General features: G+C 49.8%; 19 protein-coding genes. 18 read left to right on the top strand and 1 reads right to left on the bottom strand.

Annotation, left to right across the window (positions count from 1 at the left end; genetic code table 11):
• Positions 1-151 precede the first annotated feature (151 nt).
• The 12 genes from HMPREF1246_RS04815 (at position 152) to HMPREF1246_RS04760 (ending at position 11,780) form a co-directional block, all read left to right on the top strand.
• Complete coding sequence (locus HMPREF1246_RS04815) at positions 152-991, top strand: Mrp/NBP35 family ATP-binding protein (protein ID WP_016459776.1); 840 nt, start codon at positions 152-154, stop codon at positions 989-991.
• Positions 992-1,081: 90 nt separating this feature from the next.
• Positions 1,082-1,702, top strand: coding sequence for a hypothetical protein (locus HMPREF1246_RS04810; RefSeq protein WP_014127994.1), 621 nt, complete (start codon positions 1,082-1,084; stop codon positions 1,700-1,702).
• A gap of 345 nt (positions 1,703-2,047) precedes the next feature.
• Positions 2,048-3,061, top strand: coding sequence for a 3-deoxy-7-phosphoheptulonate synthase (gene aroF, locus HMPREF1246_RS04805; RefSeq protein WP_016459775.1), 1,014 nt, complete (start codon positions 2,048-2,050; stop codon positions 3,059-3,061).
• Entirely contained in the window at positions 3,006-3,974 is a 969-nt protein-coding gene (locus tag HMPREF1246_RS04800; protein ID WP_226828512.1) for a prephenate dehydrogenase, read from the top strand. Before aroF ends, HMPREF1246_RS04800 begins: the two co-directional genes overlap by 56 nt.
• On the top strand, positions 3,961-5,031 hold the full coding sequence (gene aroB / locus HMPREF1246_RS04795; protein WP_021736831.1) for a 3-dehydroquinate synthase: 1,071 nt from the start codon (positions 3,961-3,963) through the stop codon (positions 5,029-5,031). Before HMPREF1246_RS04800 ends, aroB begins: the two co-directional genes overlap by 14 nt.
• Positions 5,028-6,305 (top strand): 3-phosphoshikimate 1-carboxyvinyltransferase, encoded by a 1,278-nt coding sequence (aroA, locus tag HMPREF1246_RS04790; protein ID WP_021736848.1) that lies wholly within the window; start codon positions 5,028-5,030, stop codon positions 6,303-6,305. Before aroB ends, aroA begins: the two co-directional genes overlap by 4 nt.
• Positions 6,302-7,393 carry a chorismate synthase gene (gene aroC, locus HMPREF1246_RS04785; protein WP_021736859.1) on the top strand — a complete coding sequence of 364 codons (1,092 nt, stop codon included), beginning with the start codon at positions 6,302-6,304 and terminating at the stop codon, positions 7,391-7,393. Before aroA ends, aroC begins: the two co-directional genes overlap by 4 nt.
• A complete protein-coding gene (gene pheA, locus HMPREF1246_RS04780) occupies positions 7,393-8,241 on the top strand; it encodes a prephenate dehydratase (protein WP_021736855.1) in 849 nt (282 codons plus the stop codon). Before aroC ends, pheA begins: the two co-directional genes overlap by 1 nt.
• Positions 8,242-8,262: 21 nt before the next feature.
• Positions 8,263-9,096, top strand: coding sequence for a shikimate dehydrogenase (locus tag HMPREF1246_RS04775; protein WP_021736853.1), 834 nt, complete (start codon positions 8,263-8,265; stop codon positions 9,094-9,096).
• Positions 9,089-9,601 (top strand): shikimate kinase, encoded by a 513-nt coding sequence (locus tag HMPREF1246_RS04770; protein WP_021736867.1) that lies wholly within the window; start codon positions 9,089-9,091, stop codon positions 9,599-9,601. Before HMPREF1246_RS04775 ends, HMPREF1246_RS04770 begins: the two co-directional genes overlap by 8 nt.
• A gap of 183 nt (positions 9,602-9,784) precedes the next feature.
• The gene (locus HMPREF1246_RS04765; RefSeq protein ID WP_021736841.1) at positions 9,785-10,585 is read left to right on the top strand and encodes a MoxR family ATPase; all 801 of its coding nucleotides are present in this window, start codon (positions 9,785-9,787) and stop codon (positions 10,583-10,585) included.
• A 1-nt stretch (position 10,586) separates the two neighbouring features.
• On the top strand, positions 10,587-11,780 hold the full coding sequence (locus HMPREF1246_RS04760; RefSeq protein ID WP_021736836.1) for a VWA domain-containing protein: 1,194 nt from the start codon (positions 10,587-10,589) through the stop codon (positions 11,778-11,780).
• A gap of 57 nt (positions 11,781-11,837) precedes the next feature.
• On the opposite strand, the gene aroD is transcribed toward HMPREF1246_RS04760, so the two are convergent.
• Positions 11,838-12,593, bottom strand: a complete 756-nt coding sequence (gene aroD / locus HMPREF1246_RS04755; protein WP_021736856.1) for a type I 3-dehydroquinate dehydratase — start codon at positions 12,591-12,593, stop codon at positions 11,838-11,840.
• Positions 12,594-12,794: 201 nt separating this feature from the next.
• Here aroD and HMPREF1246_RS04750 point away from each other — a divergent pair, with 201 nt between their 5' ends.
• The 6 genes from HMPREF1246_RS04750 to HMPREF1246_RS04725 all read left to right on the top strand — a co-directional run bounded on the left by HMPREF1246_RS04750 (position 12,795) and on the right by HMPREF1246_RS04725 (position 18,531).
• The gene (locus HMPREF1246_RS04750; RefSeq protein WP_009015129.1) at positions 12,795-13,304 is read left to right on the top strand and encodes a shikimate kinase; all 510 of its coding nucleotides are present in this window, start codon (positions 12,795-12,797) and stop codon (positions 13,302-13,304) included.
• Between the two features lie 69 nt (positions 13,305-13,373).
• A complete protein-coding gene (locus HMPREF1246_RS04745) occupies positions 13,374-14,429 on the top strand; it encodes a mechanosensitive ion channel family protein (protein ID WP_009015128.1) in 1,056 nt (351 codons plus the stop codon).
• Between the two features lie 93 nt (positions 14,430-14,522).
• Positions 14,523-15,752 (top strand): glycerate kinase, encoded by a 1,230-nt coding sequence (locus HMPREF1246_RS04740; RefSeq protein ID WP_021736832.1) that lies wholly within the window; start codon positions 14,523-14,525, stop codon positions 15,750-15,752.
• Positions 15,753-15,956: 204 nt separating this feature from the next.
• Complete coding sequence (locus HMPREF1246_RS04735; protein ID WP_021736863.1) at positions 15,957-17,285, top strand: amidohydrolase; 1,329 nt, start codon at positions 15,957-15,959, stop codon at positions 17,283-17,285.
• Positions 17,282-18,076, top strand: a complete 795-nt coding sequence (locus HMPREF1246_RS04730) for a DUF3100 domain-containing protein (protein ID WP_009015125.1) — start codon at positions 17,282-17,284, stop codon at positions 18,074-18,076. Before HMPREF1246_RS04735 ends, HMPREF1246_RS04730 begins: the two co-directional genes overlap by 4 nt.
• A complete protein-coding gene (locus HMPREF1246_RS04725) occupies positions 18,076-18,531 on the top strand; it encodes a LysO family transporter (RefSeq protein WP_014128004.1) in 456 nt (151 codons plus the stop codon). Before HMPREF1246_RS04730 ends, HMPREF1246_RS04725 begins: the two co-directional genes overlap by 1 nt.
• The last annotated feature ends 62 nt before the right edge of the window (positions 18,532-18,593 follow it).

The following is an 18,593-nucleotide window of genomic DNA, read 5'->3' as shown; positions in this document are numbered from 1 at the left end:
GATTTTTTTTGTTAAAAGGTCTTTATGAGGCTTTTTCATCTCTTCAGGTTGTTGCCCGAATAGGGGGCTGGGGTTTGCAAAGACCATTGAATTTCTGTATAATGATGAGGTACAGTAGCCTCTTAAGGAGGTGAAGGGAAGGAGTCTTATTATGTCAGATTGTGATCGTTGCTCCCAGTCGAGCTGCGCAGGCTGCCCGTCTGCGAGTGAGAAAAAGGTTAATCCTCAAGATGTGGCCATCCATCAATTTCTTGGTCAGGTCAAACATAAATTCATTGTCATGAGCGGAAAGGGCGGAGTCGGTAAGTCTACGGTTTCCGTCGACCTTGCCCTTCTTTTGGCTGAAAAGGGTTTTAAAGTGGGTCTTCTTGATGTGGACCTTCACGGGCCCAGCGTTGCCGGTATGCTTGGCTTTTCCAATGCCCATTTGATGGCAAAGAAAGATCGTCTCCTGCCTTTTGAAGTCAATAAGAACCTTTGCTTCATTTCAGCTCAGGGACTGCTGCAAAGTGAAGATGATCCCCTCATTTGGCGCGGCCCTGTCAAAATTGGCGCCATTCGTCAATTCCTTTCCGATACGGATTGGCCGGCCCTTGACTATCTGATCATTGATTGCCCGCCTGGAACGGGTGATGAACCGTTGACCGTCGTCCAAACTATCCCTGATGCGGAAGCTATCATTGTGACGACGCCGCAGAAGGTTTCCTTGGCCGATGTGCGTAAGTCCGTTAACTTCTGTGATATGGCACATATCAAGATTCGCGGCATCATTGAAAATATGAGTGGTTTTATCTGCCCCCACTGTGGGGAAAAGGTTGATATCTTTAAGTCCGGCGGCGGCCGGCAGCTAGCCGATGAAAAGCAGCTGCCTTTCTTGGGACAGATTCCCATCGATCCCATGGTTGTTGCAGCTGAAGATGATGGCAAGCCGCTTCAAAACCTTAGTGAAGGCTGCCGCAAGGCCCTTGATGACATTGTAAATAAGCTGTGAGGCAAAAGGGAGGGGGAGCCTTAAGGCTCCTTTTCCTTTGGTCGTTGAAGGGGAGACTTTCGTTTCCTCTTTGAGAAAGGGTGAAAACTAGTGAAAAAACGAATGATGATGGCTCTCTTTATGGGCCTTTTCGGAGTGGTCCTGCCTTTTAGTGTTGCAGCTGCAAATGAAAAACTTCCGCTTGCTGATGGAGAACTCTTTGTTTCCCAAAAAATTGTTGATGGAGGCAAGGTCTTATATAAGGGAACGACTGCAACCGATAACTGGAACCATGATCCGGAGGTCACTCCAGACGGTTTTGTTGGAACGGCCTTCGTACCGCGTCAAGTTGTCCTTGAAAAGATTGATGTGGCTGGGGTGGGGGATGTCAAACGGATGTATACAGCAAAAGAAAAGATCCAAGGCGCCCAGCAAAAATATCATGGCAAGGCTTATGACTCGTTTCTTGTCATTTATACGGCCATGGATACGGAAGGACGGGGTGGCCAAATGGCCATTCAAAAGGCCGAACTTTTTGGCCGTCTGCTCAATGTGACGGTTGCCATTGATGACCCCAAACGTACGGATACCCATGAGGATGAAGCCTTATTTACCGAAAGCGCCTTATGCCTTCCTTTAAAAGAATTGCCTCAATATGGGACCCTTCTCGTCCGTTTTGCTGATGTGACAGGTCACGGGCTGGGTCTTCAGTATGTCCAGCTTCAACTATAAAAAATGATACAAAAAGCTAATTTATTTCTATTTCAAGAAAATAAATTGGCTTTTTTATTGACCTTTTTCTCATTTAGCGTTACACTTTAGCCATTCTAGTAGAGAAGGGACGGTTAGTCATGATGCAGAATGCTTTACTTGGACAGGCTTTTGTGTATCGTTACCAGAGCTATTTTAGCTTTGGTTATTTTGCGTGCCCACAAAAGAATGTTTGTTCTACCGTAAAGCGAGTGCCGAATCCCCCTTGTGACTGACGATAGCAAGGCGGGTTTGATGATAGGTTTTGACCGTTCAAAGCAGACTCTTTACGAGCCTGCTTTTTTATTTTTAAGGAGGATGGTAGCAATGATTATCGTTATGAAGAAGGGTGCCCCAAAAGAAGCAATTGCAGGAGTGGAAGCGGGGCTTAAGAAACGTGGCTTTACAATCCATGAAAGCATGGGGGTAAACCAAACCATCTTGGGAATTGTGGGAGATACGAGTATTTTGGATCCTGAGGAGTTTCTCGTCAATCCCGATGTGGAAAAGGCCCTGCGCGTGCAGGAACCTTTTAAACGGGCCAACCGTATGTTCCATCCCGATGACAGCATCATCGATGTAAGCGGTGTTCCAGTAGGCGGGAAAAGATTTACTGTCATAGCGGGGCCCTGTTCCGTTGAAAGCCCGGAACAGATGAAAAAGATCTCCCATTCCGTGAAGGAAAGCGGTGCCTCCATGCTGCGCGGCGGTGCCTTCAAGCCCCGCACTTCCCCTTATTCCTTCCAGGGGCTGGGAGATAAGGGGCTTGACATGATCCGTGAAGCGGGCAGCAAAGAACGGCTGCCTATCGTTACAGAAATCATGTCTGCCGACAAGATTGCGGAATTTGTCGAAAAGGTAGACCTCATCCAAGTCGGTGCCCGCAATATGCAGAACTTCACACTTCTCAAGGAACTGGGAAAGACGAATGTTCCAATCCTTTTAAAGCGCGGTCTTTCCGCGACCATTGAAGAGTGGCTCATGAGTGCGGAGTACATCATGAGTGAGGGAAACGAAAATGTCATTCTTTGTGAACGAGGCATCCGTACTTTTGAGACATATACCCGCAATACCTTGGATTTATCTGCTATCTGTGCCGTCAAACGGCTGAGCCACCTGCCTGTGATTGTTGATCCCAGCCATGCAACCGGAAAATCTTGGATGGTTGCCTCCATGGCGCGGGCCGCCCTTGCAGCTGGGGCTGACGGGCTGATCATTGAGACCCACAACGATCCCCAGCACGCCCTTTGTGACGGGGCACAGAGCCTTACCTTGCCCGCCTTCCATGACCTTATGGAAGACCTTCGCAAGATTGCTCCTGTCGTGGGCCGCGAGCTGTAATCCCTTTGGAAGAAAAGAAGCAGAGTGGGAGAAAGGAACCATTTACATGAAGTCACTGGAAGAAACGACGTTTGCCATCATTGGATTGGGTCTAATTGGCGGCTCTTATGCCAAGGCTCTGAAGAATCGGAACGCCCATAAAATCATCGGCATGGACCGTAATCATATTGTTTCCCTTATGGCTAAGGATGAGGGGTATATTACAGACATTGCTGATGAGGATCCTTCCCTTTTGCAGGGAGCGGATATCATCATCTGCGCCATGTATCCCGGAGCTTTTGTTTCTTTTGTCAAGGACCATGTGAAGTATTTCAAGAAGGACGTCCTGCTCACGGATGTAATGGGCATCAAAGGCAGCATTCCCGATGAAATCGACAGGCTTTTGGGCCCGGAAATGGATTTTGTACCGGCGCATCCGATGGCCGGACGGGAAGGCAAAGGATACGGTCAAAGTACCTCCCGGATTTTCGAAGGAGCAAATTTCATTGTCATCAAGCGGAAAGAAAATCGCCCGGAAAATGTAGCCTGGCTTCGTGCAATCGCACTTCAGATTGGCTGCGGCCGGGTTGTTGAACTATCTGCCAGGGAGCATGACGGCATCATTGCCTACACAAGTGATTTGCCCCATATCATGGCGGTGTCCCTCATGAACAGTGATTCCATGAAGGAAAATACCAAGTACTTCATTGCTGGCAGTTTCCGTGATGCAACAAGGGTCGCCGATATCAATGGGACGTTGTGGTCAGACCTCTTTCTCCTGAATAAGGAACCTGTCATTGCAGAAATCGAGCGCCTTGAAACCCAGCTGGAAAAATGGAAAAAGGCGTTAAAGGAGGGAGACAGGAAGACCCTCCTTGTCATGATGGATGAAGCAAAGAAGAAGAGAAGGGATATGTTCTATGGAAAAAATTGATGTTGCACTCGGACTGGATTCCTATACCATTGAAATTGCCAGAGGTCTGTGGAAGGATGTCGGGACAAAGATCCGCAGCCTTTCCAAAGCCGAAAAGGTTGCTGTCATTACGGATGACACGGTGGATGCCCTTTATGGCAAAGCGCTCGAAGAAAAACTTTCCAAGGAAGGCTTTATGGTTCGCCGGTTTATTTTCCCTCATGGGGAGCACCATAAGACTCTTGCGGTCTTTGAAACCATGGTCAGGGCCTGTGCCCAGTTTGGAATGACCCGGTCGGATCTGGTTGTGGCTTTGGGCGGCGGCGTCGTGGGAGATCTTGCCGGCTTTGTGGCCGCGTCTTTTCTGCGGGGAATTGATTTTATCCAAATCCCAACAACGCTTCTTTCCCAGATTGACAGCAGCGTTGGTGGTAAGGTCGCTGTGGATCTGCCAGAAGGAAAAAATCTCGTAGGCGCTTTCTACCAGCCGCGAGGCGTATTCATCGACCCGGATCTGCTTGATACCTTGCCAGTCCGTTACCTCCATGACGGTTTTGCGGAGGTCATCAAATGTGGGGCCTTCGGCAGTGCTGACTTTTTTGCCGCGTTGGAATCGCTTCCTGATGATCGGGCGATTCTTGCTGCAGCCGAATCCATCATTCATCGCTGCATCCTTATCAAGGTTGCGGTTGTCGAAAAAGACGAGCGCGATACGGGGGCCCGTATGGTTCTTAATTTTGGTCATACCATCGGACATGCTGTGGAACGGTATTATCACTATGAAAAGTATACCCATGGGGAAGGCGTTGGCATTGGGATGGTCCGTCTTACCCAAAATGCGGAGCGTCTGGGACTTGCTCAAAAGGGCACGGCCGAGAAAATCAAGACCTTGCTGGCTCGTTTTGGCCTTCCTACAGGCGTTTCCATGAACCCGGAGGACATTGTCCGTGGCATTGCTTTGGATAAGAAAAAAAGGGGGCATGAGATTACCCTTGTGATTGTGCCGGAAATCGGTCAGCATCTTTTGAAGAAAGTTTCTTTTGATGAATTGATGCCATATGTGGAGGATAAACCATGACGACCTTGACCTTGATGCCGTCGCTCTTAGCGGGAACGGTAACGGCCCCTTCTTCCAAAAGCATGGGCCATCGTTTCCTTATCTGTGCCGCTCTTGCCCAAGGTGAGAGCTGGATTCGTGATGTCAGTTTTTCCAAGGATATTGCCGCGACTAGACGCTGTCTGGAAGCGCTTGGTGCGACCATTATGGAAGGTCCTGGGGAAAAAGGCCGAAAAACCTATTTCGTAAAAGGTCAGCCGCCTCATCAAAAATCTCCTCTTATGGACTGCGGGGAATCGGGTTCAACCTTGCGTTTCCTCATCCCCTTGGCAGCCCTTGACGGCAATTGCTACAACTTCATTGGGGAAGGCGAACTGGGAACACGTCCCTTGACACCATATGAAACCCTTTTTAAGGAAGAAAACCTTCATTTTCACTATGGATCGGAGCGTCATTTTCCTCTTTCGGTTCAAGGTCCCTTAAAAAGCGGCCATTTTGTGGTTCCCGGTGATGTGAGCAGTCAGTTCATCAGCGGTCTTCTTTTTGCCTTGCCACTCCTTCAGAGGGATTCTACCATTGAAATCACTGGCTCTTTTGAATCCCAAAGTTATGTGGCGCTTACCCTGTCCGCCCTGAGCACATTTGGCGTCCACGTTTTTCAAGATGAACCGCGCTTGTATCGCGTTTTGGGCGGTCAGGCCTATCGACCCTACAGCGGCAGCGTAGAAGGAGACTTTTCTCAAGCCGCTTTCTTTCTGGTTGCCGGTGCGTTAGGAAAAGGAATATCGATTCGAGGCGTCAAGACAAGTTCCCTTCAGGGAGATAAGGCAATTCTTCCGATTTTACAGCGTATGGGGGCTAAATTTGAAGAAGGCCCGGAAAGCCTAACGATTCACCCCTCATCCCTTCATGGCATTCGCATCGATGCCTCGGACTGCCCCGATCTTGTTCCTATTCTTTCTGTGGCCGCTGCCCTTGCAAAAGGTACGACGGAAATCATTCATGCTGAACGGCTGCGCCTCAAGGAATGCGACCGCCTTAAAGCCATGGCATCGGAACTTACTAAAATGGGTGCCCACATTGAGGAGCGCCCCGATGGACTTATTATCAGGGGAGTGCCGATGCTTCACGGTGCAGGGGCAGATAGCTGGAATGACCATCGCGTTGCGATGAGTCTCGCCATTGCTGCAACACGTTCGGACGGTCCTGTTATCCTAACAGGCAGTGAAAGTGTACAGAAATCGTATCCTCAATTTTGGCAGGACTATGAATCATTAGGAGGAAAAATCAAATGAGTTCTACAGTCGGAATGCGGCTTCGTATGACTATCTATGGCGAATCCCACGGTCCTTCCATTGGAATCGTTCTTGATGGCCTGCCGCCCAATATCACAATCGATCTGGGCGCTATTGAAAAAGAAATGGCGCGGCGCGTACCGGGTCAGTCCCCGCTTTCCACACATCGGAAGGAAACGGATCAATTTACTATTGAAAGTGGTTTTTTTGAAGGGAAGACGACCGGAACGGCTCTATGTGCCCGCATTGTGAATCACGATGCCCATTCCAAGGATTATTCCCTGTTAAAGGATGTCATGCGTCCCAGCCATGGCGATTATCCGGGCTATGTGAAGGCTCATGGAGCCAATGATTACCGTGGCGGTGGGGCTTTTTCGGGCCGCCTTACAGCGCCCCTTGTCTTTGCAGGCGCTGTGGCTAAACAGCTGCTGCGCCAAAAAGGAATCGTCATCGGTGCTCATGTGGCCCGCATTGGTTCGGCCTGCGATCGGCCGTTCCATCCGTTGGGAGAAACTGACGAAACGCTGCTGCACCTTGGCGATCATTACCTTGCCACCTTGGATGATAAGGTGCGTGCGGTCATGGAAAGCGTCATCCGTTCCGCCCAGGAGGACAAGGATTCCGTTGGCGGCGTCATCGAATGTATGGCTCTCCATCTTCCCGTGGGGCTCGGGGAACCCTATTTCGATTCTGTAGAAAGCACGCTGAGCCAGTTGCTCTTTTCCATACCTGCCGTTAAAGGCGTAGAATTTGGGGATGGATTTTCCCTTGCCGGAATGCGGGGCTCTGAGGCCAATGATCCGATGACAATCAAAGGGGATAAGGTCGTTACGACGAAAAACCGCAATGGCGGTATCCTGGGAGGCCTTACAACGGGCATGCCCCTCTTGTTCCGTGTTGTCGTAAAGCCGACGGCTTCCATCTATCAACCGCAGCATACGGTGAATATCAAGACCCATGAGGAGACCATACTTGAAATCAAGGGTCGCCATGATCCCTGCATCGTGCCCCGTGCCGTTCCTGTTGTGGAAGCCATGACGGCATGGGCCCTGTGTGACCTCATGCTTTGCCGGGAGCGTGAGCTTTAATGGGACAGGCAAAACGTAGGATTGGACATCAGGGGGTGCCCGGGGCTTATAGTGACCTTGCGGCAACCAGCTTTTTTGCAGGCATGGATTATGAAAAAAAGGCTTTTCCTTACTTTGAAGATGTTGTTGTCGCCGTCATGGACGGGACCATCGACTATGGGGTCCTTCCCATCGAAAATTCTTCCACAGGCGGCATTACCGATGTCTATGACCTAATTCGAAAATACCATGCCTATATTGTAGGAGAAAAGATTGTCAAGGTGGAGCACTGCCTTCTTGTCTATGACGATACGCAGCTGGAAGAAATTCGGAAGGTCTATTCCCATCCACAGGGGCTGTCCCAGTGTCATGCCTTCTTTCGTTCCCATCCTTTTTTGCGGGCCGTTCCCTGTAGCAATACGGCGGAGGCTGCCCGTATGGTGGCAGAGCGGAAGAAGCATACCCTTGCTGCCGTGGCTGGCATCCAAGCTGCGGAAACCTATGGTCTTTCAGTCCTTATGCGCGGAATCCAGACAAATCAAAGCAACTACACCCGCTTTGTCATTATTGGAAAGAAAAAGGAAATCAGCCCTAAGGCAGACAAGATGACTCTTGTCGTGACCCTGCCCCATGAGCCCGGTTCCCTGTACCGCGTTCTTTCCCATTTTGATGAGGAATCCATCAATATGACGAATATCGAGTCCCGTCCCATTCCGGGACGGCCATGGGAGTATTTTTTCCACATGGATATTTCCGGTCATGAAACGGATGAAGCGGTTCAGCGGGCCCTTCGAGGCATTCAGGGGGAACGAGCCCATTATACCCTCTTAGGAAATTACGAAGCCGATGGAACCATGTCCCATCTGTAGGAAAGAAGATAGGAGATTGTTATGAAAGTAGGACTTGTAGGAAAGGTCTTAGGTCATAGTTGGTCCTCTAAGATCCACGAAGCCTTTTTTAAAGAAATGGGGATAACAGGAAGCTATGAACTCATAGAGGTTCCTCAAGATAAAATTGACCATTTTTTTGCCTCGGCTGCTCAGCAGTTCGACGGACTCAATGTTACCATTCCCTATAAAGTGAAGGCTCTTCATCATATGCCTGCCATGAGCCAGGCCGCCCAAAAGATTGGGGCTGCCAATACCCTTGTTTTTACCAAGGGACGGAAGGAAGCCCATAATACGGATTATCTAGGGTTTGGCAGACTTCTTGACCATGAAGGCATCCATCTTTCGGGAAAAAGAATCATTATCCTTGGAACGGGGGGCGCGGCTCGTGCCGTTCTGCAGTATGTCCTTGATCAGGCACCGAAGGAAATCATCATCATGGCGCGCAATATGGAAAAAGGTAAGCGGGAATTGATTGATTTCCTTGCGCGGGCACCGGAGGTTACCATGATGGACTATGATCACCAGCGGGACCTTCCTTTTCATGATACCATCATCAATACGACGCCTGCGGGAATGAGCCCCCATACGGGATTTTCTCCCGTCCGTCCTGAGGTCTTTGCAAAGACGCGAGAAGCCGCAGTCGATATTGTTTATAATCCGACAGAGACGAAGTTCATGCACCTTGCCAAAAGAGCGGGTGTGCCATGCTGTAACGGCCTTTATATGCTTGTTGCCCAGGCCATCGCCTCAGAAGAAATTTGGCTGGACCAAAAAGTAGACCGTTCCATTGTGGAGTGTATCGCCGCACGCTTAGAGGAGGAACTCCATGGATAACCTCATTTTTATTGGGCTTCCAGGCTGCGGAAAAAGTACCATTGGAGCCATGGTGGCAAAAGCACTGGCCCTGCCCTTTTACGATGCGGATATCGTCACGGAACGTCTTGCTGGTGAAACCATTCCCCACATGTTTGAAAAAGGGGAAGCTTATTTTCGGACAAGGGAAACAGAAGCGATTCGTCAGCTTTGCCAAAAGAATCGCTGCGTCATTTCTTGCGGCGGCGGTGTTGTGACGAGAAAGGAAAACATGGCCCTTCTAAAAAAAGCAGGGACCATCTTTTTCCTTGACCGTGATGTAGAAGCTATCATTGCCTCCGTTGATACCTCGACACGGCCCCTTCTTGAAGAAGACGCGGAAAAAGTTCGGGACCTTGACCAAAAACGGCGCCCTCTTTATGAAGGCTATGCCGATGTCAAGATTCCTGTGGGAAGCGCATTCAAAAAGACAGCGGCTTTCATTGTGGAGATTTGGAACAAAAAGATAGAAAAAACTTCTTTTTGATGATTCTTGAGATGGTCTCCGTTTTCCCCTCCTACTCAATCTGATGCAGCAGAAGGTGACTTGCTCCCTTCTGCTGCATTTTTGTGGATCAAACCTTGCTTCAAAAGGAAAAGTTAAGTATCATGGAACCATATAAAAACAAAGGACCTTCTCTGTAAGGAGGGGCCCCGAAAAGGAGACCTTATGAAACAATTCCAAGGAAGTGAAACGTATATTGCCTCGCCAGAGCTCGTTCGCAGTGTCAACATTGCAGCGGCGCTCCAAAAACCGCTCCTCATCAAAGGAGAACCGGGAACGGGAAAGACCATGCTGGCCCAGTCCATTGCGGACAGCTTGGGCATGAAGCTTTTCATTTGGAACATCAAATCTACAACGAAGGCTCAGGACGGACTCTATGTCTATGATACGGTGCAGCGTCTTTATGACAGCCAGTTTGGTGCCGAGGGAGTGGATGACATCAAAAAATACATCCATCTGGGCAAGCTGGGCGAGGCTTTTAGCGAAGATCAGCAGAGCGTCCTTCTCATTGATGAAATCGATAAGGCGGACTTGGAATTTCCCAATGACCTCTTGTGGGAACTGGACCGCATGGAATTTTACATTCCCGAAACGGGGGAGACGGTCCGCACCAAAAAGAGGCCCATTGTCATCATTACGTCCAATGCGGAAAAGGAACTGCCGGATGCTTTCCTGCGCCGTTGCATCTTCCACTACATTGCCTTCCCCGATCCGGACATGATGCGCCAGATCATTCATGCCCATGACCCCAACTTGGAGGAGACCTTGGTCAATGCGGCCATCAAGGCGTTCTATGACCTCCGCAAGTTAAGCGGCCTTTCCAAGAAACCCGGTACCTCGGAACTTCTTGACTGGGTAAGGGCCCTTGTCATTGGGGGCATTGATGCGGAGACCCTATCTGAAGAAATCCCCTTTATCGGCGTACTTCTTAAAAAGACGGAAGACTTGAAACGCGTGGGGTACTGATATGTTTACGGATTTTCTCTATCTGCTTCGGGCCTATGGGTTGCCTGTGGGCCTTGTCGAGTGGACGGCCCTCATGGATGGACTTCGCTTGGGCCTTGAAAGGGAAAGCCTTATGGAGTTCTACCATATGGCACGGGCCATCTTGGTTAAACGGGAAACCGATTACGACCGTTTCGACCAAGCCTTTGCAGCTTATTTCAAGGGGCTGGCAGATCATGCGGACCTATCGGAAGAGATGGAACGGTGGCTTTCCCACGCCCTCACCCTATCGGATCCCGATTTTGAGGCGGCCCGCCTCCTATGGGAAAACAAGAGCCTTGAGGAGATTCGGGAAATCATGAGCCAGCGGATAAAGGAACAAAAAGAGGAGCACCATGGCGGCAGTAAATGGATCGGCACGGGCGGCATTACGGCCTTTGGCCATTCGGGCTATGCCCCTAAAGGCATCCGTATCAGGGGCCAGCGCGGCGGAGAGCATGCCTTAAAGGTGGCCGAGGAGCGTCATTTCCGTGATTTCCGTGATGATCATGTGCTTGGGATCCGCCAGTTCCAGGTTGCCCTGCGCAGGCTGCGACGCCTCTCCAATCGGGAAGAGACTCCAGCTACGGAACTGGATGTGGAGGAGACCGTTGCCGCAACGACGAAAAAGGGCGGTCAACTGGAAATTATCATGAAAAAGCCCCGCAAGAACCAGACCAAACTGCTGCTTCTCATGGACAGCGGAGGCTCCATGGATGCTTATGTGACCCTTTGTGCACGTCTTTTTCAAGCACTTCACGAAGGCCATCATTTCAAGGATCTTAAGACCTACTATTTCCATAACTGCTGGTATGAGAATTTCTTTCGTGACCCCAGCTGCGCCTGGCCCAATCGGATTGCGACGGAAGCGGTCCTTCATAACATCAAGAGCGAATATAAAGTCATTGTGATTGGGGATGCCCATATGGGACCCTATGAGCTTCTTGCCGTGGATGGGAACATCGATGACTGGCATGGCAACGAAAAGCCCGGCCTTGAATGGATCCAGATGGTAAGGCGGCACTTTCCTCATATGGTCTGGCTCAATCCTCTCCATGAAAAGCTCTGGCATTATGACTACAGCATGCGGACCGTGGGCATTATTGCAAAGGAAGTGCCCATGTTTCCCCTTACATTAAAAGGGCTTGAAAAGGCCATCGACCATCTGCAGAAATGAAAAAAGACTGTGCAGACGCGGGATGTTCCGCTTCTTCACAGTCTTTTTTGGTTTTTGTCAGTTGAGGCTCTTGAGGTAAATGGAAAGCTGGTTAGCTGGAAGCTGGCCTGGGGCAGAGGCTTTCCCAGCCGTGCCAAAGGTTACGGCCGACCCAAATACTTCGCCGCAGATGCGGCTGATGACGCCTAATTTCCCCATACTCATGGTAATGACTGGCGTCGTGTTATGATCTTCTTTCATGGCGAGCGTTGCATCAAGAAGGCGTAATACATCCCGTTCCGAGCGGGGCGTGACGGCAAATTTCACGATGTCTGCCCCAAGATCCTGCATCTGGCAAAGGTTTCCTACAATGACATCGCGGTCCGGTGTATTGATGTTATTGTGACGGCTGACAATCACCTTGACGCCAGCCTTATGGGCGGCTTCGACGACGGTGCGCACGGCCTTATCCCCGCGGGATAGTTCCACGTCCACAAGGTCGATGAGTCCGCTGTCAATGACGGCAAGATTCAGGGTCACGTAGTCTGCAGTATCGATTTCAAGAACGCCCATTTCGACACTCGTCCGGATGGTAAATAGGATTGGGTCGTCAGGTAAGGAATTTCTCAGATACATCATGGGTTTGATACGGAGTTCCGGATCGGCAAGATCTTTATAGAAATCAGCGCGCCACTCAACCATATCGTGGGGAGAATTTTCAATGAGACGGACTGATTTCTTGACGCCATCAAAATCTGTATCCGTAATGGGGATGCAGATCTTGGGAATGCCGTCACCGATTTTTACATTGCGTACCTTTACTATTCTTGACATATCTTGCCCTCCTACTTTGCTTCTATGCTTCTATGTTGTCAAAAAATAAGAATAAGTGTATTCTATGGTGAGATGCGTGATTTGTCAAATCAAAGCCGGGAAAGGGGGGCCTTTGTCCTGATGGACAGAATGAACTGTATCAGGTGGAACAGGCTCTTTCCCAATGATGAAAATTGTGCATGAATCAAGGAGGAACCCTTTGTGAAAAATATAATCTTCATTGGCATGCCTGGGGCGGGCAAGACAACCATTGGAAAAGAAGTGGCACGCACCCTGGCATGGCCCTTCTTTGACAGTGATGTTCGGCTAAGGGAAAGGATCCATCGGGACATCAAGGAACTATTTCGGGAAAGCGAGGCAGCCTTTCGCCAGGAGGAAACAGAGACCTTGCGGGAACTTTGTCAAAAAGAGGGGATTGTTCTTTCCTGCGGCGGTGGCGTTATCAAAAAGGCCGAGAATGTGGCTCTTCTTAAACATGGGGGCTTCCTCATTTTTCTGGACCGTTCCCTTGAGGCCATCGCATCGTCCGTGGACCAGATGGGACGGCCGCTTCTTTCTGCATCAAAAAATCGCCTCAAAGAGCTTTATGATGAACGCTATGCCCTGTATCTTGCCGCGGCAGATCTCCATATTTCCGTTCGGGGCGGCATCAAAGAAACGGTGGAGGCCGTTCTTGCTGCCTTAAGGGAACAGGGCGTGGTTGAAGGATAAGGACCTTTTTGTTATCCTATAGGAGAAGATTCAGCGCTTCTTATCGCATCCTACCTAAGGAGGACCTACATGGAACCAACTTTTATCAAAGAATGGCTCCCCGTTTTTGTCATTGGTGCTGTAACGGTCATGATCTATATGCTGTTTCGCATCCTATCCACGCGGGTCATTCGTTTTATCCTCAATAAACTGCCTGATGATGCAGACCAGAATATCGCGACAGCTCTTTATAAACCGGGACGCCTTGCCATCATTTCCGGTGGTATTTATCTTATGGTCCAGGCAGCCCCCCTTGATGTGCCCCGGATCCAAACCTTTGTACAGCATGTCATGGCGAGCTGTGTCATTATTGCATTCCATTGGGTCTGGTACAATTTTTTCAGCTCTACGAATTATGTTTTTTCTTTTTTGACGAAAAAAGGCAAATGGAGTCTTGACGCAACCTTGGGAAACTTTATTTCCATGTGCCTGCGTATCCTTGTCATCTGTTTCTGCATAGCTGCCGTTGTGAGCTTCTGGGGCTTTGATATCAGCGGCTTTGTCGCCGGCCTTTCCATTGGCGGCCTTGCCGTTTCCCTAGCGGCCAAAGACTCTCTTTCCAATATCATTGCCTGCTGTATCATTATGCTTGATCATCCGTTCCGCATTGGTGACTGGATTGTCTGCAATGAGATTGAAGGGGCTGTTGAATCGATTTCCTTTCGCAGCACGAATGTTCGCACTTTGGCCCAAGGGCTTGTCAACATTCCTAATTCCCTGATCATTTCAACGCCCATTGTCAATTATTCCGTACGGGAGCGCCGCCGCATTGAAATGACAGTCGGCGTGACCTACGATACGACAAGCGAGCAGATGAAGACCCTCATTGAGGACCTGACGGAAGCCCTGAAAAACCATCCCCAGATCATCAATCAGGATATTTCCGTTGCCTTTACGGACCTTGCCGACAGCAGCCTCAATATCCTTATCATTTGCCATACGTATGAAACAAACTATGCCGCTTATCTCAAGGTGCGTGAAAAAGTGAATCTTCTTGTCCTGGATGTTCTTGCAAAAGACGGGGTATCCTGTGCTTTTCCGAGCCGGAGCATTTACGTGGAGACGCTTCCCCGTGAAAAAAAATAAACAATTTTTCAGCCAAAAGAGTGCCTTTTTCTTTTGGCTTTTTTTCTCCCATGCTATAATGGGAGAAACCTGAATTTATGAGGAGATGGACCTATGACGTTACGTGAAGATGCCCAGATCATTATGGATAAAGCACTGGCTGCATCCCTGCCCGATGCGGCCGTTGAAAAAGCCTTGAAGAACAAAAAATTTGGCAGCGGCCGGATTGTCGTCGTTTCCATTGGGAAAGCTGCCTGGCAGATGGCAAAGACGACGGTTGCCCTTTTGGGGGACCGCATTTCCGGCGGCATTGTCATTACCAAATACCAGCACGCCAAAGGGGCGTTGCCGCCCCTTGAAATCTACGAAGCAGGGCACCCTGTCCTCGATGCCAATTCCGTTGCCGCGACAGCCCGTGCCATTGATATGGTCAAGGATCTTGGCAAGGATGATACCGTTCTTTTTCTTATCAGCGGTGGTGGCTCTGCCCTTTTTGAAAAGCCTCTTATTCCGCTTTCGGAACTGCAGAAAATCAATTCCGATCTTTTATCGAGCGGCGCCGACATCGTTTCCATGAATACGGTCCGCAAGCGTTTCAGCGCCGTTAAAGGCGGAAAATTTGCTCAGATCTGTGCACCGGCTAACGTGTATGCCATTGTGCTTTCTGATATTATTGGCGATCCTTTGGATATGATTGCTTCTGGACCGGCCTATCCTGATACGTCGACGCGGGAGGATGCCCAAAGGGTCATCGAGCGCTACAAAGTCATTCTTTCCCCGGAGGCAGAAGCCTGTCTTACCGTGGAAACCCCTAAGCGCCTTGATCATGTTGAAACGGTTGTCACCGGCAGTGTGACGGAGCTGGCGAAAGCCGGCAAAAGGGCGGCTGAAGCCCTGGGCTACCGAACCCATATCCTAACGTCCAGTCTCGATTGTGAAGCACGGGAAGCCGGGAGCTTTCTTGCTGCTATGGGCCGTGAATATGCTGGCTGCGGGAAAAAGATGGCTTTTCTGGCTGGCGGGGAAACGGTGGTTCATCTTCGTGGCCGGGGAAAGGGCGGGCGCAATCAAGAAATTGCGCTTTCTGCTGCTCGCGGGATTGCCGGTCTTTCCAACGTGGCGGTCTTCTCTTTTGGAAGTGACGGGACGGATGGACCGACCGATGCTGCTGGTGGCTACGCTGACGGTTCGACGGCAGCCCGTCTTTTGGAAGCCGGTCTTTCCATTCCCGACGTTCTTGAACGCAATGATGCCTACCATGCCCTTGAAAAATCGGATGGCCTTCTTGTTACAGGCCCAACAGGGACCAATGTCAACGATCTGTCCGTGCTTCTTATTGGCTGATGACGACGTTAAAAAGCACCCTTTTTGCAGTTTTCTGCAAAAAGGGTGCTTTTTCTGTTAAAGTGAGCGAAAACTTTTGTACTCTATTAAAAATATGAAACAAAATAAAGAAGTTAATTAAAAATACAAGCTTTATTTGATAAAGCTTGTATATGGTCGTATACTAGGAACATAACGAGAAGTAAAAAAATAGAGGACAGAGGAGTGATTGCTACGGATAAGCTTGCACTGAAAGAAAAGGTTTTTGCTGCGATTGATGCCGCTTACGATGAGCTCTTTGACTATGCCAAAAGCGTGGCCAAGGAACCTGAGTTTGGTTTCAAGGAATTCAAGACGGCAAAAAAGGTAGAGGCTCAATTTGATAAACTGGGGATTCCCTACCGGAACCATCTTGCTATTACGGGTGTAAAAGGCCTTCTCAAAGGCGGGAATCCAGGACCTACCATTGCCATCTTAGGAGAGCTGGACGCTATCAGTTCCCCGGATCATCCGTTGGCTGATCCCGACACGGGCGCGGCCCATGCCTGCGGACACCATATGCAGCAGTCCGCAATGCTCGCCGCCGCTTATGGGCTTGCCCGTACTCATGCGCTTGATGAGCTTTGCGGCAATGTCGTTTTCTTTGCCGTTCCTGCCGAAGAATATGTCCAGCTTGCTTACCGAAAGAAACTGCGCAGGGAAGGTAAGCTCCACTATCTTCATGGTAAGGGCCAGCTTATCTACGAAGGCGAATTTGATGATATCGATATGGCCATGCAGATGCATTCCAGCAAGAAAACGCCGGAACCGACGGTTGCAGTTGGTACGAGCAGCAACGGATTTGTTGGTAAGACCATCCAATATGTAGGACGCTCTGCTCATGCTGCTGACGCGCCTGATCAGGGCATCAACGCACTTAACGCAGCCATGCTTGGCATTATGGGCATCAATTCCCTCAGGGAGACATTCCGCGATGAAGACGCCATTCGCGTTCATCCAATCATTACCAAAGGCGGGGACCTTGTAAATAATGTTCCCGATGATGTACGGATTGAAACCTATGTGCGGGCCAAAACGATGGAGGCTATCGAAAAGACCCATAAAAAGGTCGATGCCGCCCTGCGGGCTGGCGGTATGGCTATTGGTGCCGAAGTCCACATCGACACGATGCCTGGTCATCTGCCCCTTGTCTGCAACGCCACACTTAATGAACTTCTGGTGGAAAATGCCAAGGAAGCGTTCCCCAGTGTCAAGATCATCAATGCCGGCCATTTCAGTGCTTCCACAGATATGGGAGACGTTTCTCATCTTATGCCCGCTATCCATCCTTTTATTGGGGGAACAGACGGGCTCCTTCACGGCGCCGATTTCAAGGTTGTCGACTTTAACGCGGCAGCGCTTCTGCCTGGCAAGGCTTTTGCCGGTATGGTCATTGATCTTCTGGCGGACAATGCCCAAAAGGCCAAAGCTCTTTTGGATCACTATGAACCCATCCTCACCAAGGATGCCTACATCAAGAAACTGGACAGCTATTTCAGCGAGGAGGAACCATGAAGAACATCAAACTGCATGTCTGTGTCATGCTCATGATCGTGATTGCGGAACTGATTGGCGTTAAATCCTTCAGTGTCGGCCCAGGAAAGATTGTGCTGCTGCCCATGCTTTATGCCCTCATCATCGGAATCTTTACGACGCCGCGCTTCCTTAATATTATGAAGCAAAAGGAAATGGAAGATGCAAGTTCCTTGATAGGGCTGACGCTCATGCTCCTCATGGCCCGCTATGGGACCCTTGTGGGACCAACCTTGCCCAAAATCATCAGCGCCAGTCCGGCCTTGATTTTACAGGAATTTGGAAACTTGGGCACCGTCCTTGTCGGGGTACCGCTTGCCGTGTTCTTTGGACTCAAGCGGGAAACCATCGGTGCGGCCCATTCCATAGCCCGTGAACCGAATATTGCTCTTGTCGGTGAGCGCTATGGCCTTGATACCCCAGAAGGTCGCGGTGTTATGGGTGTTTATATCAGCGGCACTGTTTTCGGAACGATTTTCTTTGGTCTCATGGCCAGTTTCTGCGCTGCCCTTGGAATCTTTCATCCTTACGCGCTTGCCATGGCATCTGGCGTTGGCAGTGCAAGTATGATGTCGTCCGCTGTCGGTGCGCTTGCCGTCATGTATCCCCAGATGGCAGACCAGCTGGCTGCTTTTGGTGCTGCCAGCAATATGCTCTCTGGCCTCGATGGGCTTTATATGTCGATTTGGCTCGCCCTGCCGCTTACGGAATACCTCTATAAAAAGTGCTGTATCGTAAAATATGGTCACGTACTCACGAAGGAGGAAGAATAATGATTGGATATAATTTAGCAGAAACTTTTGCTATCCTGCTTCTCATGAGTATCGAAGGAGCGATTTCCAATGCCCTTTCCGGCGCTGGCGGTGTGATTGAAGGCCTGCCCGGGCTGTTGATCCTTGTAGGGATTTCCATGGCGGGGATTCTTCTTGGCAAATATATGCCGGGAAAGATTCCTGCTGTTGCCTATGTTGTGACGTTAGGCTGTATATTGACGTATCCGGGGTTTCCTGGAAGTGATGTCATCAACTTTTATATGAAGAAAGTCGGGTTTGTTTCTCTTTGTACGCTCATCCTTGCCTATGCCGGTGTTTCCATCGGTAAGGATATGGATGCCTTTAAGTCGACAGGGTGGCGCATCGTTATCTTGAGCTGCGTCATATTTGCCGGCACCTATTTGGGTTCTGCCATCATTGCCCAAATCATCTTAAAGGCTATTGGCCAGATCTGACTTTTCCTATGAAAAAAGGCTTGCCGAACAGGAAGTGTTCAGCAAGCCCTTTTTGATGTCTT

Source organism: Acidaminococcus sp. BV3L6 (genome assembly GCF_000468835.1).
Taxonomy (GTDB): Bacteria; Bacillota; Negativicutes; order Acidaminococcales; family Acidaminococcaceae; genus Acidaminococcus; species Acidaminococcus intestini.
This window is presented reverse-complemented; position numbering and strand designations above follow the sequence as displayed.

Coding starts and splice junctions, on each gene's coding strand:
- HMPREF1246_RS04815 (WP_016459776.1), top strand. CDS start 152: ATGTCAGATTGTGATCGTTGCTCCCAGTCGAGCTGCGCAGGCTGCCCG.
- aroF (WP_016459775.1), top strand. CDS start 2,048: ATGATTATCGTTATGAAGAAGGGTGCCCCAAAAGAAGCAATTGCAGGA.
- HMPREF1246_RS04800 (WP_226828512.1), top strand. CDS start 3,006: ATGACCTTATGGAAGACCTTCGCAAGATTGCTCCTGTCGTGGGCCGCG.
- aroB (WP_021736831.1), top strand. CDS start 3,961: ATGGAAAAAATTGATGTTGCACTCGGACTGGATTCCTATACCATTGAA.
- aroA (WP_021736848.1), top strand. CDS start 5,028: ATGACGACCTTGACCTTGATGCCGTCGCTCTTAGCGGGAACGGTAACG.
- aroC (WP_021736859.1), top strand. CDS start 6,302: ATGAGTTCTACAGTCGGAATGCGGCTTCGTATGACTATCTATGGCGAA.
- pheA (WP_021736855.1), top strand. CDS start 7,393: ATGGGACAGGCAAAACGTAGGATTGGACATCAGGGGGTGCCCGGGGCT.
- HMPREF1246_RS04775 (WP_021736853.1), top strand. CDS start 8,263: ATGAAAGTAGGACTTGTAGGAAAGGTCTTAGGTCATAGTTGGTCCTCT.
- HMPREF1246_RS04770 (WP_021736867.1), top strand. CDS start 9,089: ATGGATAACCTCATTTTTATTGGGCTTCCAGGCTGCGGAAAAAGTACC.
- HMPREF1246_RS04765 (WP_021736841.1), top strand. CDS start 9,785: ATGAAACAATTCCAAGGAAGTGAAACGTATATTGCCTCGCCAGAGCTC.
- HMPREF1246_RS04760 (WP_021736836.1), top strand. CDS start 10,587: ATGTTTACGGATTTTCTCTATCTGCTTCGGGCCTATGGGTTGCCTGTG.
- aroD (WP_021736856.1), bottom strand. CDS start 12,593: ATGTCAAGAATAGTAAAGGTACGCAATGTAAAAATCGGTGACGGCATT.
- HMPREF1246_RS04745 (WP_009015128.1), top strand. CDS start 13,374: ATGGAACCAACTTTTATCAAAGAATGGCTCCCCGTTTTTGTCATTGGT.
- HMPREF1246_RS04740 (WP_021736832.1), top strand. CDS start 14,523: ATGACGTTACGTGAAGATGCCCAGATCATTATGGATAAAGCACTGGCT.
- HMPREF1246_RS04730 (WP_009015125.1), top strand. CDS start 17,282: ATGAAGAACATCAAACTGCATGTCTGTGTCATGCTCATGATCGTGATT.
- HMPREF1246_RS04725 (WP_014128004.1), top strand. CDS start 18,076: ATGATTGGATATAATTTAGCAGAAACTTTTGCTATCCTGCTTCTCATG.